General features: G+C 56.5%; 13 protein-coding genes. 12 read left to right on the top strand and 1 reads right to left on the bottom strand.

The window, feature by feature from the left end:
• Positions 1-4: 4 nt before the first annotated feature.
• The 12 genes from OGV50_RS17185 to OGV50_RS17130 all read left to right on the top strand — a co-directional run bounded on the left by OGV50_RS17185 (position 5) and on the right by OGV50_RS17130 (position 13322).
• Positions 5-667: a winged helix-turn-helix transcriptional regulator gene (locus OGV50_RS17185; protein ID WP_024130277.1), complete on the top strand. Its 663-nt coding sequence runs from the start codon at positions 5-7 to the stop codon at positions 665-667.
• A gap of 72 nt (positions 668-739) precedes the next feature.
• Positions 740-1372: a winged helix-turn-helix transcriptional regulator gene (locus tag OGV50_RS17180; protein WP_012132105.1), complete on the top strand. Its 633-nt coding sequence runs from the start codon at positions 740-742 to the stop codon at positions 1370-1372.
• Positions 1373-1614: 242 nt separating this feature from the next.
• Positions 1615-2685, top strand: coding sequence for a dihydroxyacetone kinase subunit DhaK (gene dhaK / locus OGV50_RS17175; protein ID WP_047463312.1), 1071 nt, complete (start codon positions 1615-1617; stop codon positions 2683-2685).
• An 11-nt stretch (positions 2686-2696) separates the two neighbouring features.
• A complete protein-coding gene (dhaL, locus tag OGV50_RS17170; RefSeq protein WP_012132103.1) occupies positions 2697-3329 on the top strand; it encodes a dihydroxyacetone kinase subunit DhaL in 633 nt (210 codons plus the stop codon).
• Positions 3330-3339: 10 nt separating this feature from the next.
• The gene (gene dhaM, locus OGV50_RS17165) at positions 3340-4773 is read left to right on the top strand and encodes a dihydroxyacetone kinase phosphoryl donor subunit DhaM (RefSeq protein ID WP_200090689.1); all 1434 of its coding nucleotides are present in this window, start codon (positions 3340-3342) and stop codon (positions 4771-4773) included.
• Between the two features lie 199 nt (positions 4774-4972).
• On the top strand, positions 4973-6685 hold the full coding sequence (locus tag OGV50_RS17160) for an alpha,alpha-trehalase (protein WP_110494158.1): 1713 nt from the start codon (positions 4973-4975) through the stop codon (positions 6683-6685).
• A gap of 203 nt (positions 6686-6888) precedes the next feature.
• Entirely contained in the window at positions 6889-7911 is a 1023-nt protein-coding gene (locus OGV50_RS17155) for an ABC transporter substrate-binding protein (RefSeq protein ID WP_110494157.1), read from the top strand.
• Between the two features lie 26 nt (positions 7912-7937).
• Positions 7938-8897: a FecCD family ABC transporter permease gene (locus OGV50_RS17150; RefSeq protein ID WP_370906253.1), complete on the top strand. Its 960-nt coding sequence runs from the start codon at positions 7938-7940 to the stop codon at positions 8895-8897.
• Positions 8894-9652 (top strand): ABC transporter ATP-binding protein, encoded by a 759-nt coding sequence (locus OGV50_RS17145; protein WP_286488648.1) that lies wholly within the window; start codon positions 8894-8896, stop codon positions 9650-9652. Before OGV50_RS17150 ends, OGV50_RS17145 begins: the two co-directional genes overlap by 4 nt.
• Positions 9653-9661: 9 nt before the next feature.
• A complete protein-coding gene (locus OGV50_RS17140; RefSeq protein ID WP_200090692.1) occupies positions 9662-10474 on the top strand; it encodes a class I SAM-dependent methyltransferase in 813 nt (270 codons plus the stop codon).
• Positions 10471-11328: a ModD protein gene (modD, locus tag OGV50_RS17135; RefSeq protein ID WP_200090693.1), complete on the top strand. Its 858-nt coding sequence runs from the start codon at positions 10471-10473 to the stop codon at positions 11326-11328. The genes OGV50_RS17140 and modD overlap by 4 nt, the downstream gene beginning before the upstream one ends.
• 23 nt (positions 11329-11351) lie before the next feature.
• Positions 11352-13322: a TonB-dependent receptor plug domain-containing protein gene (locus OGV50_RS17130; protein ID WP_200090694.1), complete on the top strand. Its 1971-nt coding sequence runs from the start codon at positions 11352-11354 to the stop codon at positions 13320-13322.
• 55 nt (positions 13323-13377) lie between these two features.
• On the opposite strand, the gene OGV50_RS17125 is transcribed toward OGV50_RS17130, so the two are convergent.
• On the bottom strand, positions 13378-15492 hold the full coding sequence (locus tag OGV50_RS17125; RefSeq protein ID WP_058669264.1) for a TonB-dependent siderophore receptor: 2115 nt from the start codon (positions 15490-15492) through the stop codon (positions 13378-13380).
• Between the last annotated feature and the right edge of the window lie 254 nt (positions 15493-15746).

Here is a 15746-nt window from a genome sequence, read left to right as displayed (position 1 = left end):
GATCATGCCTGAAACCAAAATAGCTATTGAATCAAGTATGTATAAGGCTCTGCCTCTGAAGCCAATTGAACATGTAGAAAAACTGATTGCGCACCTGAAGCCACACGCAAACACACGAGAAACAAAATGCAGACAAATTATTAACAACGAAAATAATAGACCACATCAATGTTATTTATTGCTGAAGGGAACTATTGGGGTTTTCAGAGCTCGGGACGGCTTCATGCTTAACTCAGAAGTCGCCCCCTTTATTTTTGGCCTCAGCAATCAACTGGTTGATGCTGAATATTTGCTGATGCGCAGTGAGGAGTGCTCTGAGATCGCCTTTATTCCGCTGGAGAAAGTTAACGACGTTATAGCAAATGAGAATCTTTGGGAAAGTCTGGCGAAGGTGCTTATCTACACCGCCGGTCGGGTGTACGACCACTGTACGCGCATTTCAGCGCCGACATCCTATGATATTATTCGCGCTCAGCTGTATGAATTAATGCGTGAGTCTAATGAATTCAGACAAAATATAACTGCCGCAAATTATATTCAGTCAAGAACATTCCTGTCACGCAGCAGCGTGATGAAGATACTGGCCGATTTAAAAAAAGGCGGCTACATCGTGACCGATCGCGGTGTTCTGAAGCAAATTCAGCAGAATATTCCCCTGAAATACTAGCTATGTTCAACACGCATTAACGCAGAGCCACTAAAATAGAATGACAACGACAGTGACCGGATAACACCTACCATGCCCCTGGATTCTTCCTTTAATCAACTGAAGCAGCCTTCGCCCTACGCAATTGCGCTGCTCAACGCACTCACGTCAGAACAGGATTTCAAACGGTATCCTCGCGGAAGTCGCTTTGTCTTCGTCCAGGGGGGCGAGCACCAGTGCCTGTTTTTCCGCACGGGCGTCGTAAGCATTGAGAACATCGAAAATAGTCTGTTGCTGGGGATAGCTTCTGCCCCGGTCTCCCTGGGGTTCACCAGCGCCCTGTCGGATAAACTGCTGATTCGCGCGCTCGAAGAGTGCGAAGCGGCGACAATTCCCCTCGATGACGTGATGGAAACCATTGAGCGCAAGCACCTGTGGGAGATCATGGCAAAGCATATGATCATCGTCACCAATAAATTGTTTATCCAGAATGAAATGGCGACAGCGCCGACCGCTTACGACCTGTTGTGCTACCAGTTGCAGGCGCTAAGCCAGGAGCCGGAAAGCATCCGTTCTCAGATGGCGGCCTACCAGTATATTCTTGAACGTACCCGCCTTTCGCGCAGCAGCGTGATGAAGATGCTGTCAGCGCTAAAAAAAGGCGGCTATATCGAACTGGAACAGGGCAAATTAATCGCAATTAATCACCTCCCTTCTCGTTTCTAACCCCCCGTTTTTTACGCTTAAAGCGGCGGCATTCGTTGGTCGGGATCGCAATTCTGACGATTACCTCGCCTTTACGTTCCATTATGAAACATGATTAAGCATAAATGTTCCGTTGATGAAACATGTTATGGCCGAATTTTCTTTTCCGCTCACTGTTGCACAATAAGGTTATCGGCAGTGAGTGGTAGCCGTGTCATGGTACACAACCGATACCCCTACAGCAGAAGATGCGGAGCAAAATAATGAAAAAGCTGATTAACCGTGTAGAAGAGGTACTGAACGAACAACTCGCTGGTCTGGCAAAAGCGTACCCGACGCTGACGCTGCATCAGGACCCGGTCTACGTTACCCGGTCAGATGCGCCAGTGGCAGGAAAAGTGGCGCTGCTTTCCGGCGGCGGCAGCGGGCATGAACCCATGCACTGCGGCTATATTGGGCCAGGCATGCTCTCCGGCGCCTGCCCGGGCGAAATTTTTACCTCGCCGACGCCAGACAAAATGTTTGAGTGCGCCATGCACATTGACGGCGGCGAAGGCGTCTTACTGATCATTAAGAATTACACCGGCGACATCCTGAATTTTGAAACCGCCACGGAGCTGCTGCACGACAGCGGCGTAAAAGTCACCACCGTCGTGGTGGATGATGATGTAGCGGTCAAAGACAGCCTTTATACCGCCGGTCGTCGCGGCGTCGCCAATACGGTATTAATTGAAAAACTGGTGGGCGCGGCCGCAGAACGCGGTGACACGCTGGAAGCCTGCGCGGAGCTTGGCCGTAAGCTGAATAATCAGGGGCATTCAATCGGCATCGCGCTCAATGCCTGTACCGTGCCTGCGGCGGGCAAACCGTCCTTCACATTGCAGGATAACGAAATGGAGTTTGGCGTGGGAATTCACGGCGAACCCGGCATTGACCGTCGCCCCTTCTCTTCTCTCGATCAAACTGTCGATGAAATGTTTGACACGCTGCTGGAAAACGGCGCATACAGCCGCACGCTGCGTCACTGGGATCATCATCAGGGAAGCTGGCAGGAAGATAAGCAGAGCAAACAGCCGTTGCAGCGTGGCGATCGCGTCATTGCGCTGGTCAACAACCTCGGCGCTACGCCGCTGTCTGAACTGTTCGGCGTCTATAACCGGCTTGAAAGCCGCTGTCAGGAAACCGGCATTACCATTGAACGCAACCTGATCGGCTCTTACTGCACCTCCCTGGATATGACCGGCTTTTCCATCACCCTGTTAAAAGTGGACGATGAAACGCTCGCGCTCTGGGACGCGCCGGTTCACACGCCTGCGCTCAACTGGGGCAAATAAGGAGATTATGTATGTCACTCAACAGAACACACATTGTTAACTGGCTCTACCGCTGCGGTGAGATTTTCACCAAAGAGAGTGATTATCTGACGGGTCTGGACAGAGAGATTGGCGACGCCGACCACGGGCTGAATATGCATCGCGGCTTCAGTAAAGTCGTCGAAAAATTACCCGCGATTGCGGATAAAGACATCGGCTTCATCCTGAAGAACACAGGGATGGTGCTGCTCTCCAGCGTCGGCGGCGCCAGTGGCCCGCTGTTCGGCACGTTCTTCATTCGCGCCGCCCAGGTGACACAGGCGCACCAGAGCCTGACGCTCGACGAGCTGTACCAGATGATGCGGGAAGGCGCGGAAGGCGTGACCAGCCGAGGTAAAGCGGAGCCTGGCGATAAAACCATGTGTGACGTCTGGGGGCCAGTTGTGGAGTCGCTGCGCCAGTCATGCGAACAGCACCTGTCGGTACAGGCGGCGCTGGATGCCGCCAGCGCCCAGGCCGAAGCGGCGGCGCAGAGCACCATCACCATGCAGGCCCGCAAAGGGCGCGCCAGCTATCTTGGCGAGCGCAGCATCGGCCATCAGGACCCGGGCGCAACCTCCGTGATGTTCATGATGCAAATGCTGGCGGCAGCGGCAAAAGAGTAAGGATAACGCGATGGTAAACCTGGTCATTGTTTCGCACAGCGCCCTGCTGGGTGAAGGCGTCGGGCAGTTAGCCCGGCAGATGTTAATCGGCGATGGTTGTAAACTCGCGATTGCAGCCGGTATCGACGACCCACAAAATCCGATTGGCACCGATCCGCTCAAGGTGATGGAAGCCATCGAATCCGTGGCTGATGCGGACCATATCCTGGTCATGATGGATATGGGCAGCGCATTATTGAGCGCCGAAACCGCCCTGGATTTGCTCGACCCGGCGATTGCGACGAAAGTCCGCTTATGCGCGGCGCCGCTGGTAGAAGGCACGCTGGCGGCGACGGTCAGCGCGGCAATGGGCGCCGGTATTGATAAAGTCATCAATGACGCCATGAGCGCGCTGGACGCCAAGCGTGAACAACTGGGTTTACCGTCACCCACTCAAACCGGGGGCGTCGCCACAAAACCAGCATTTCAGGATAACGACGCCCACTCCATTTCTGTTGTGGTGAAAAATCCAAACGGGCTGCATGTTCGTCCGGCATCGCGGCTGGTCTCCACGTTGTCGGGGTTTCGGGCCGACATGCTGCTGGAGAAAAATGGCAAATGCGTGACGCCGGACAGCCTGAATCAGATAGCGTTATTACAGGTGCGCTGCAACGATACTCTGCGCCTGATCGCCAAAGGAGAACAGGCCGACGAGGCGCTGGCGGCGTTCAAACAGCTGGCGGCGGAAAACTTTGGCGAGTCCGTGGAGGAGACGCCTGCCAGCAGCACGGCGCGTCAGCTCCCCGCGCAGGTCTCCGGCGTGGTGTTCTGCTATTCCCCCGCTGCACCGGACGTCGCAAATCCGACGACCGTCAATTTGCCGGAAGAGCAGCAGCGCCTGCAAACGGCGATTCGTCAGACGCTGGACGATCTCAACGCGCTGACCACGCTGGCGGAAGAGAAATACTCCGCCGACCTGGCGGCGATTTTTTCCGGGCATCACACGCTGCTGGATGACCCCGAGCTGTACGAGATGGCATGTGAAGTGATGCGTGATAAACCGTGTCGGGCGGAAACGGCGTGGCGCAGCGTGCTGGACGATCTCCGCGATCAGTACCGACAGCTCGACGACGCCTATTTGCAGGCCCGCTATATCGATATCGACGATATTCTCCATCGGACGCTGAGGCACCTGAGCGGAATAAACGCGCGCTTGCCGGTATTCACGCGCCCGACTATCGTGGCGGCGGAAAATATCTTCCCGTCCACCGTGTTGCAGTTCGACCCACAGACGGTTAAAGGGATCTGCCTGAGCGCAGGCAGCAATGAATCACATTCGGCAATCATCGCCCGTGAAATGGGGATCGGCTGGCTTTGTCAGCAAGGGGAAGCGGTATATGCCCTGAGCACCGGCGAGTCGATTACGCTGGATCTCGCGGCACAGCGCATTCTCTTTTCTGACTGACCGCTCTCCCATCGCGCGTCCTCTTCTGAGGGCGCGCTGTCGCATCACCGCGCTCATCCCCACGCTTCAACCGGCGATAACGGGAAATGTTTACCAGTTCCCAAAATAGCGGTTCGATCACGCGCACATGACAATCCTGGACTAAGGTTTTGTCATGGTTCATGCCGCTGACTGCGGCACGCCGTTAAGGAGAATATTGATGATAACACCTGCGCTTCGCCATTCCGGCACGCTCTCTTTCGCCATAAAACTGACCGTTGCAGGCACCCTGCTGACATTCGCGTCGCTCTCGGCGCACGCTGAGGAACAGCCAGTCAGTCCCCCGCAGCCCCCGGATATTCTGCTGGGGCCGCTGTTTAATGACGTGCAGAGCGCCAAACTGTTCCCCGATCAGAAAACGTTCGCCGATGCCGTGCCTAACAGCGATCCGCTGATGATCCTCGCGGATTACCGGATGCAACGAAACCAGTCAGGCTTCGATTTGCGTCACTTTGTTGATGTGAACTTTACGCTGCCCAAAGAAGGGGAAAAATACGTTCCGCCGGAAGGACAGTCGCTGCGTGAACATATTGACGGCCTGTGGCCCGTGTTGACCCGCACAACGGAGAGCGCCGGAAAATGGGATTCGTTATTGCCGCTGCCGGAACCGTATGTGGTGCCTGGCGGACGTTTCCGGGAAGTCTATTATTGGGATAGCTATTTTACCATGCTGGGACTTGCCGAAAGCGATCACTGGGATAAGGTCGCCGATATGGTGGCGAATTTCGGCTATGAACTGGACTCCTGGGGGCATATCCCCAACGGCAACCGTACCTACTATCTGAGCCGCTCGCAGCCGCCTTTCTTCGCATTTATGGTGGAATTGCTGGCGCAGCATGAGGGTGACGACGCCCTGAAAAAATACCTGCCGCAGTTGCAAAAAGAGTATGCCTACTGGATGGAGGGCGTGGAGAATCTCCAGCCCGGCGAGCAGAATAAGCGCGTGGTGAAACTGGATGACGGCACCGTCCTGAACCGCTACTGGGATGACCGGGACACGCCGCGACCGGAGTCGTGGATGGAAGATATCACCACCGCGAAGAGCAACCCGAACCGCCCGGCAACCGAGATTTATCGCGACCTGCGATCTGCCGCCGCATCGGGCTGGGATTTCAGCTCGCGCTGGATGGACGATCCGAATCAGCTGAGCACCATTCGCACCACCAGCATCGTCCCTGTCGATCTCAACGCCCTGCTGTATAAACTGGAGAAAATGCTGGCGCGCGCCAGCAAAGCGGCAGGCGATGACGCCAACGCGAACCAGTATGAAGCGCTCGCCAGCGCCCGTCAGAAAGGCATTGAAACGCACCTGTGGAACAATCAGGAAGGCTGGTATGCCGACTACGATCTGAAGAGCAAAAAGGTGCGTAACCAACTGACGGCGGCCACGCTGTTCCCGCTGTATGTCAACGCGGCGGCGAAAGATCGCGCCAGCAAAGTGGCTGCCGCGACCCAGGCGCACCTGTTGCAGCCTGGCGGACTGTCCACCACCTCGGTGAAAAGCGGGCAGCAATGGGACGCCCCCAATGGCTGGGCGCCGTTACAGTGGGTGGCGACCGAAGGGTTGCAGAATTACGGGCAGGACAACATCGCGATGGATGTCACCTGGCGCTTCCTCACTAACGTTCAGCATACCTACGACCGCGAACAAAAGCTGGTTGAGAAATATGACGTCAGCAGTACGGGAACCGGCGGCGGCGGTGGAGAATATCCTCTTCAGGATGGTTTCGGCTGGACCAACGGCGTGACGTTAAAAATGCTCGACCTGATCTGTCCAAAAGAGAAACCGTGCGACAGCGTACCGGCCACTCGCCCCGCAGCGCCAGGCGCTTCCCAGCCTGCGCCGCAAAAACAGGTTGAAACCACGCCGTAATGTGACCCGACCATCATGCTGACAAAAATCCGCGCGCCGTCGCGGATTTTTCTTCCTGGCAATGCCGCGCGTTCATCTCTGCCCCTCATAGCTCTTAAGGGTTAGACCCCCTTTTCATCGGTGAGAATTTGATACTGAACAAGTTTTTTAACGTTATATATGTAAACATATAGCGATTTTTTAACCATTTCAGGATGAAAACAATGCCGCTCACAAGACGGAGATTCGCTCAGGCAATGGCCTCTGCGCTGCTGTTTCGCCACCTCCCTGGCATTGCGCAGACACCGCTGACGTTTGCTATTGGCCGCCCGCCGGAAGGCAATATTATTCGCCGCGTGGTGAGCGCCGGTGCGCCCGCCGATGTGTTACTGCTGGCCGTCGCGCCGGAAAAGCTGGTGGGTTTCTCCTCTTTTGATTTCTCGCGACAGGCGGCGATTCCCTTCCCCGAGTCCATTCGGGCGTTGCCCAAACTGGGCAGGCTGGCGGGGCGCGCCAGCACGTTGTCTCTGGAAGGGCTGCTGGCCCTGCATCCCGATCTGGTAGTGGATTGCGGCAACGCCGATGAAACCTGGCTTTCGCAGGCGCGCCAAGTCAGCGCTCAGACCCGGATTCCGTGGCTGCTGATTAACGGTGAACTGCGGCAAACGCCGGAACAACTGCAAGCCGCAGGACAAGCGCTGGGAATGGAGGCGCGTACTGCCGCTCAGGCGGCGCTGGCTCAGCGCTTCATTGCGCAAGCGCTCGCGTTTTCCCACACGCCTGCTGCCGGTATTCGTTTTTATGCGGCGCGGGGCGCCCGAGGTCTGGAGACGGGATTACAGGGATCGCTGCATACGGAAGCGGCAGAGTTGCTGGGATTACACAACGTAGCGCGAATCCCCGGACGAAGCGGACTGGCCCAGGTCTCTATGGAAAACTTACTCACCTGGCAGCCCGACATCATTCTGGTACAGGATGCCGCCACGGCGCACTACCTGCGTCACGACCCCGTCTGGCAAGGCGTTAAGGCGGTTGCGGACAAGCGCATTCTTTTCCTGAGCGGCCTGCCGTTTGGCTGGCTGGATGCGCCGCCGGGCATTAACCGTTTACTCGGGCTGCGCCGGTTGCATGCCTGGCTGGACCCGAACGTTAATCAACATTTTAAAGACGATATGGTGCGTTATGCGCGCCTGTTCTGGCATACGTCGCTGACTGACGAACAGTATCAACAGTGGGCGATCATCTGATGAGAACGACCACCCTTTCTGTCCTGATGCTGGGGATTGCCCTTCTCTGTATTGCCTTTGCCAGCGTATCGGGCGCTTATCACCTCGATGCCCGGCAGGTGCTGGCGATGATCTTCAGCCATGACACGGTGCCGACACAGGATCAAATCGTGTTCTGGCAGATCCGCCTCCCCCGTATTCTCGCCGCGCTGCTGCTGGGCGCTGCGCTGGCGGGCGCGGGCACGACGTATCAGGGGATGTTTCGCAACCCGCTGGTCTCCCCGGATATTCTCGGCGTTGCCGCCGGAGCGGGGTTAGGCGCATGTACGGCGATTTTGCTGGGCCTGCCGATTTTGTTTATCCAGCTCTACGCGTTCGGCGGCGGTCTGCTGGTGGTTGCTGGCGTCTGGCTGATTACCCGTCGGGTGACGCGTCACGACCCCGTATTAACCCTTGTGCTGGTGGGTATCGCGCTCGGTACGCTGTGCGGAGCGGGAATTTCCCTGATAAAAACGCTGGCCGATCCCTATACCCAGTTGCCCTCCATCACCTTCTGGTTACTCGGCGGACTCTCTACCATCACGCTGCATGATCTTTGCTTCTCGGCGCCGCTGATTCTGTTCGGCGCCATCCCTTTGCTGCTACTGCGCTGGCGTATGAATTTACTGACGCTTTCAGATGATGAAGCCCGTTCCCTGGGCATCAACGTTACCCGCCTTCGGCTCGCGCTGATTGTCTGCGCGACGCTCATCACCGCCAGCACGGTGGCGATTGCCGGGATTATCGGCTGGATAGGCTTAGTCGTGCCGCATATCGGCAGGTTGCTCACCGGCAATAACCACCAGCAGTTGCTTCCTGTCTCAATGGGCGCCGGCGCCATTTTACTGCTGCTGACCGACACGCTCGCGCGCGCAATCAGCAGTACGGAGATTCCGCTGGGGATCCTCACCGCATTTATCGGCGCCCCTTTCTTTTTGCTGCTTCTGCTGCGCGGAGGACGCCAATGACACGACTGACGGTTCACCACGCCAACCTGGGATACGCCCGACGCCCGGTTTTGCGCGACGTCTCTTTTACCGTACCGGCGGGAGAAATTTGCTGTTTACTCGGCGCAAACGGCAGCGGCAAGACCACGCTGATGCGCACCATTCTTGGCGTTCTCCCCTTGATCAGCGGCGACATCCTGCTTGATAGCGTGGCGGTGCAGCGTTTTTCTGACCGGGAGCGCGCCAGCGCCATTGCCTGGGTGCCACAGGCGCACGACGGCGCGTTCGCCTTCACCGCTCTGGATATGGTGATGATGGGGCTGACGCCGAAAATGGCGGCATTCGCCGTTCCCGGCGCCAGGGAGCGAGAGATTGCCCACCATCAGCTCGCCGCGCTTGAAATCGTCCATCTGGCGCACCGACGCTGGAACACCCTGAGCGGCGGAGAGCGTCAACTGGTGCTGATCGCCCGCGCCCTGGCGCAACGCCCTCGCCTGCTACTGCTGGATGAACCCGCCTCCAGCCTCGACTTTGGTCACCAGATCCGCCTGCTCGACACACTGGTGACACTGAAAAAAACGGGGATGGCGCTACTGATGTCAACCCATCATCCGCTCCATGCCAGGGCGATAGCCGACAGCGTCGTGCGCGTGGAGTCCGACGGCCAGGTATCGCAAGGCGCGCCAGAGCGCCAGCTCGCTGCCGACAATCTGGCCGCGCTTAATCGGGTCTCGCCCACACAAATCCACCGCCATCTTTTTGGCGATCAGCAATAAGGGACAGCCATGCTCATTGATGACATTGATTTTGCAGACCTCTACCGCCAGCAGCTATTGCAGGCGAAACGAACGGAAAAAACGCCCGACCATTGGGATAAACGGGCAGAGAAAATGGCAGAAAACTGCGCGTCACCGACGGACACCTACCTGCAACAGCTGACGGAAAAAATGGATTTGCAGGGCGTGAACTCGCTGTTTGATATGGGCTGCGGCCCGGGCACCGTCTCGCTGGCGTTAGCGGGAAAAATACCGCATATCTGCGGCGTGGATTACAGCCCCGGAATGCTGCGCGTTGCCGCCCGTCGCGCGACAGAGCAACGGGCAACCCATGTTCACTGGGTGCAACGCGCCTGGGAAGATGACTGGAGCGATCTCCCGCGCTGCGATATCGCCGTTGCCTCCCGCTCAACGCTCGTTGCGGATATGCGCCAGGCGATGACAAAACTCAACAACCAGGCGCAGCTGCGCGTCTATACCACGCACCTGGTCAGTTCCTCTTTTGTTTCCCCCACTATCCAGCGCGCGTTGGGTCGCGAGGTTATCGAGCTGCCTAACTATATTTATGCCCTCAATGTCCTGTACCAGATGGGGATCTGCGCCCATGTCGATTTTATCCGTGGGCAGAACTGCCAGCAGGACAACAGCACCTGGGAACGCTTTGCTGAAAACGCTCGCTGGAGCATGGGCGACATCAGCGATGAAGAGCGTGAACGTCTGTACCGCTGGTATCAACAGCAGGATGCCAGCGCCCTTGCCCCGGCCAGCCGGGACTGGGCGCTGATCTGGTGGGACAGCATTCCACAAAAGGCGCTGAAATGATCTACTTCTCACACGCACAAACGGACGCATTGCTGCTGGAGGATATTCAGGGAGGCGACCTGACCACACGCGCTCTGGGCATCGGCAATCTGCCAGGCCGCATGACCTTCCGCCATCGACAGGGCGGCTGCGTGAGCGGCATTGCCGTGGCCAGACAAATGTTGCAGTCGCTGGGGCTGACCGTCCTGGAGCAGATGAGCGACGGCGAGCGCGCCGCAGCCGGTCAACGATTGATCAGCGTCAGCGGGAATGCGGCGGCGCTGCACCAGGGCTGGAAGGCCGTACAAAACGTACTGGAGTGGAGCTGCGGCGTTTCACACTATCTCGACAGCATGCTTCACATCCTGCATAGCCGTTACCCCGACGGGCAAATAGCCTGCACGCGTAAAGCCATTCCCGGCACCCGGCTGTTAGCCGCACAGGCGGTGCTCGCCGCAGGCGGAATCATTCACCGCGCCGGGTGCGCGGAAACCGTGCTGCTGTTTGCAAATCACCGCCGTTTTCTCGCCCCCGGTAACGACTGGGCCGGGGCCATTTCGCAGTTGCGCCGTCATGCCCCGGAAAAAAAGATCGTCGTCGAAGCAGACACCCCAGAGGAAGCCCTTGAAGCGCTCCGCGCAGGCCCCGACGTTTTGCAACTCGACAAATTTACCCCACATCAGGCGGCGGAGGTGGCCCGGGCGGCGCCTTCGCTGGCCCCCCATTGCACGCTGGCGCTGACTGGCGGCATCAACCTCGCCACTCTGGCGAGTTATCTCGACTGTGGTATCAGGCTCTTTATTACATCCGCACCGTACTACGCACCACCGATGGATATCAACGTCATCCTGAACCCGGACGAAAGTGACATATAACATTGATAAATGGAATAAAAACAATGAAATTCACTCAGAGTTGTCTTTACACGGCATTATCGGTAGCTTTTGCGCATAATGCGTTTGCTGGGCAAGAAAGCGACACCATAACCGTCTGGTCGAGCCCCGCCTCTGCGGCGACCACCACGGTGCTTGGTCAACAAACCATGCAGGATCTGGATAAGCAGAATGTGGCGCAGGCATTAAGCGTCATCCCCGGCGTGGCGTTGCAAAAATCAGGCAACCGCAACGAACAGCAGGTCAAAGTTCGCGGTTTTGACAGCCGCCAGGTTCCGATCTTTTTCGACGGCGTGCCGGTTTACATCCCTTACGACGGCAACCTCGACTTAGGGCGCTTCCTCACCTCGGACATTGCCTCCGTTGAGGTGTCCAAAGGCTACTCATCGCTGTTGCAAGGCCCTAACCAGATGGGTGGCGCGATCAACATCACCACCAAAAAACCGACAAAACCTCTCGAAGGGAGCATCGGTTATCGCCAGGGATGGAGCCGGAGCAAAGATAACGCCCACGATATGCACGCCTCGTTTGGCGCCAGTAATGAGCTGGGTTATCTGCAAGTCAGCGGTAGCCAGTTGAAGCAGGATTTCCTGGGTCTGCCGCACGGGGTGGACAACGCCATTGCAGGCAGCAACGGGAAGATGATCAACTCGTCGGCAGATGATAAACGGGGCATTGTTAAGCTGGGCTTCACGCCGCGCGAAAATGACGAGTACACCCTGACCTATATCAACCAGGACGGTGAAAAGGACAACCCGCCATACGCAGGCACCAGCAGCCAGAAGTCGCGCTACTGGCAGTGGCCGCAATACGATAAAGAGAGTTATTACTATCAGGGCACCACGCATCTGGGCGATCGCTTCACGCTGAAAAGCCGGCTTTATCGCGACACCTTTGAAAACACGCTGATGATGTACAACTCCCTTGCCGACCTGAAAAACAAGAAAGGCAGCTATAGCCACTATTCTGATTACAGCGATGGCGCAGGGTTACAACTCGCCGCCGAAATGCGTGAAAACGATCTGCTCTCGTTCGCCGTTAACTGGAAAGATGACGTCCACCGTGAAAAAGGCGCGCCGCATGCGGCATACGATCGCTATGAAGATCGCACCTGGTCGTTAGCCAGCGAATACCAGTGGGCCGCCGCCGATAATGTGGATGTCGTGGCCGGTATTAGCTATGACTGGCGTGACAGTCTGGAAGGGATGAAGCACGAAAAAGATGGCAGCGTAACCCACTACGACGACAACAACCAGTCGGCGTTTAACTGGCAGGTCATGACCAAATACCACTTCGCAAACGAGGACACGCTGGCGCTCTCTTACTCTGACCGGACGCGTTTCCCGACGCTCAAAGAGCGGTATACCACGTCGAAACCGGCGTATAACCAGGTGGCTATCGTCAACCCGCAGTTAAAACCCGAACGCGCCCGCAGCGTGGATCTGACCTGGAACGGTTCGCTGACCCGCGACTGGGGATTCGAGGTCAGCGTGTACTATAACCGTGTGACCGACGCAATCCTGTCGCACAATATTGATGCCGATACGATCCAGAACCGCAATAGCGGCCGGGTGGATTACACCGGTCTGGATGCCGGAATCAAAGGCAATGTGTCTGAAATGCTGGATGTCGGGCTGAGCTATGGGCTGATCCACGCGGACGTCAAGCGTGATGAAATCGGTGAAATCACCGATTTGCCAACGCAGACGCTCACCGCATGGATGACGCTCAAGCCGTGGGAACCGCTGAGTATTACGCTGTCAGAAGAGGCGCGTTCCTCCAGCTACAGCAATTCAGACGGTTCACAGAAAGCGGGCGGATTTGCCATTACCCATATCCGCGCGGATTATGCGGTGGGCTACGGTTTTAGCGTCAACGCGTCCGTGAACAACCTGTTCGATACGAAGTATGCCTACAGCGAAGGGTTTATCGAGGAAGGCCGTAATTTCTGGGCCGGGGTGGAATATAAGTTCTGATTGTTCCGCCGAATGAAAACGAACCCGGCCTGCGCAATTGCAGGCCGGGTTGCTATCAGAAGCTGTAGCTGGCGCCAACCTGAACGGTGCGGTCGCGACCAATCCAGCAGTTGTTGTCGTCGTAACAGCTAAACGTCTCTTTGTTGGTAATATTCTGCGCGCTGGCCTTCAGCGTCACCCCGCTCAACGATGGGATCGCCTCTCCCAGACGGTAAGAGACGGCCATATCATACTGCGTCGTGCCGCCGAGTTTGCCTTTGTCGTTAGCTGGCGAGATCTCCATCGGCCCGGTATAACGGACGCCCGCGCCAACGTTCAGCCCGCGCAGCGGCGTATTATCAAAGGTGTAATCGCCCCACAGGTTAAACGCGTTTTCCGGCACCTGAGTCGGACGTTTGCCTTCATACGTTTCATCTTCCGTGTTGATCGCATGGGTATAGGCATAGTTGGCGATCAGCGTGACGTTATCCGCCGGACGGCTGACAATCGACAGTTCGGCCCCTTTTGACTCAATCTCGCCGGTCTGACGGTAATCCCAGGTTGGCGTGGCGGAAAGCACATTTTTCTGGCGGATATTAAACACCGATGCGGTAAAGGTGGTCGCGTATTCCGCCAGCAGGTATTTCACCCCGCCCTCAACCTGCTTGCTGGTGGTCGGCTTCACCTCTTTCGAGGTCAGAGTCCCTTGCGGCGAGATCGGCTTAAAGCCTTCGGAATAGCTGATAAATGGAGAGATCCCATTTTCAAACGCATATAACGCACCGAAACGTTTGGTGACGCGATCCTGTGAAATCCAGGTTTTATCGCCGTTTTGCAGATAGTCGGTCGTGGCGGAACGATAGTCATCGTAACGCACGCTCGCCAGCAGGTTCAGGCCGCCAAACGCAATCTGATCCTGAAGATAATAACCATTCTGCTGATAAGAGAGACGGTTATTCTGCGCAGTACTCAGCCCTAAATCGTCGGTATGAATCTGACGATAGTTCGGGTGGCGCATGTCGATCCCCGGCGTGCTGCTGGCATAGCGGTAGAAGTAATGGCTGTCGAGCTTCTGGTAATCGAAGCCTGCCAGCAGATGGTGCTGCCAGTCGCCTGACACTACCGTTTTCGTAACCTGGTTGTCGATGTTAAAACTTTTCAGGTCTTCATCGGTCGTGTAGGCAAACCGGTTCAACTCCCAGACCGGATTCCCCGTATTTCCGGTGGAGTAGACGCTACGCTGGTGGGTATCCACATCAAAGTAGCGCGCTTTCTGATTGAAGCCCCAGCCGCTGTCAAACTGGTGTTCAAAGCTGTAACCCAGCATCCATTGACGCTGCTTAAAGCCGCTCCACTCATCTCCGGCAAAATCACGACGCCCCGCATACTCTGAGCGCAGATAAGAAATGGGCAGCGGGTTGGAAGGCGACAGCGACGGTGTATTCTGCGCCAGCGCATCAATCGTCAGACGCGTTTTGTTGTCCGGTTGCCAGGTAACGGACGGGGCAACCAGATAGTTTTCATAGCGGGAGGTATGTGGTTGATCATCCCCTTCCGTCGCTTTGCCGAGTAAACGGTAGTTCCAGTCGCTGTCGCTGATTTGCCCGGTTGAATCCAGATAACCCTCTTTCAGATTACGGGTGCCGGTGTTGAAGCCCACTTCCGTTTTCTGTTCCGCCTGCGGTTTTTTACTCTGGATGTTTACCAGTCCACCCGGCGATCCATTGCCGTACAGCACCGAGGCCGGGCCTTTCAGAATATCCACGCTTTCAATCAGCAGCGGATCAATACGCGCTTTGGTATTCCCGGTCACGTTGTACGGCAGTTGCAGGCCGTTGTAATACTCCTGATCCACCGTAAAACCGCGAATCTTATATTCACTCATATAGGAGGTATTACCGCGAACTTCCGTTGACACGCCCGGCGCGTAGCGCAGAATTTCATTCACCGAGTTGGCGTGGCGTTGCTCAATCTCCTGCCTGTCGATGGTGTTGATCACCTGCGGCGTTTTGCTTTCCGGCACGGCGGATTTGGTGGCGCTGTTGGTCCAGGCCGGAAGAAGGCTCTCCTGCCCGGCGGCGGTGACCACAATGGTCGACTCTTTTGCCTCTTCAGCATAAGACGGGAAAGTCAGGGCTAAGGTGATACATCCAGAGAGCGCGCGTAATGTGAAACGATGAGTTGTTTTCATGAGCAAATTATTATATGTGAAATGGAATGACAATTATTCTCATTTTTATTCACAAATCAAGCCGGCTTTCGCCGTTAATCCGGCCAGGCGTTGCTCAGGAATACAGATTGTTCTGACGTCTGTTGAATCCCCGTAAACGTGCCGGGAAGACGCCTCCCCTGACACGTTCACGACTGATAATGCGCCAGAGCGATAATGGGCATCAAGTGAACGGAAAACACGCCTGGGTAGCGTGTCGCCGATTTACGCCCTCA

Source organism: Citrobacter sp. CK180, assembly GCF_030333655.1.
In the GTDB taxonomy this organism is placed as follows: Bacteria; Pseudomonadota; Gammaproteobacteria; order Enterobacterales; family Enterobacteriaceae; genus Citrobacter_B; species Citrobacter_B koseri.
This window is presented reverse-complemented; position numbering and strand designations above follow the sequence as displayed.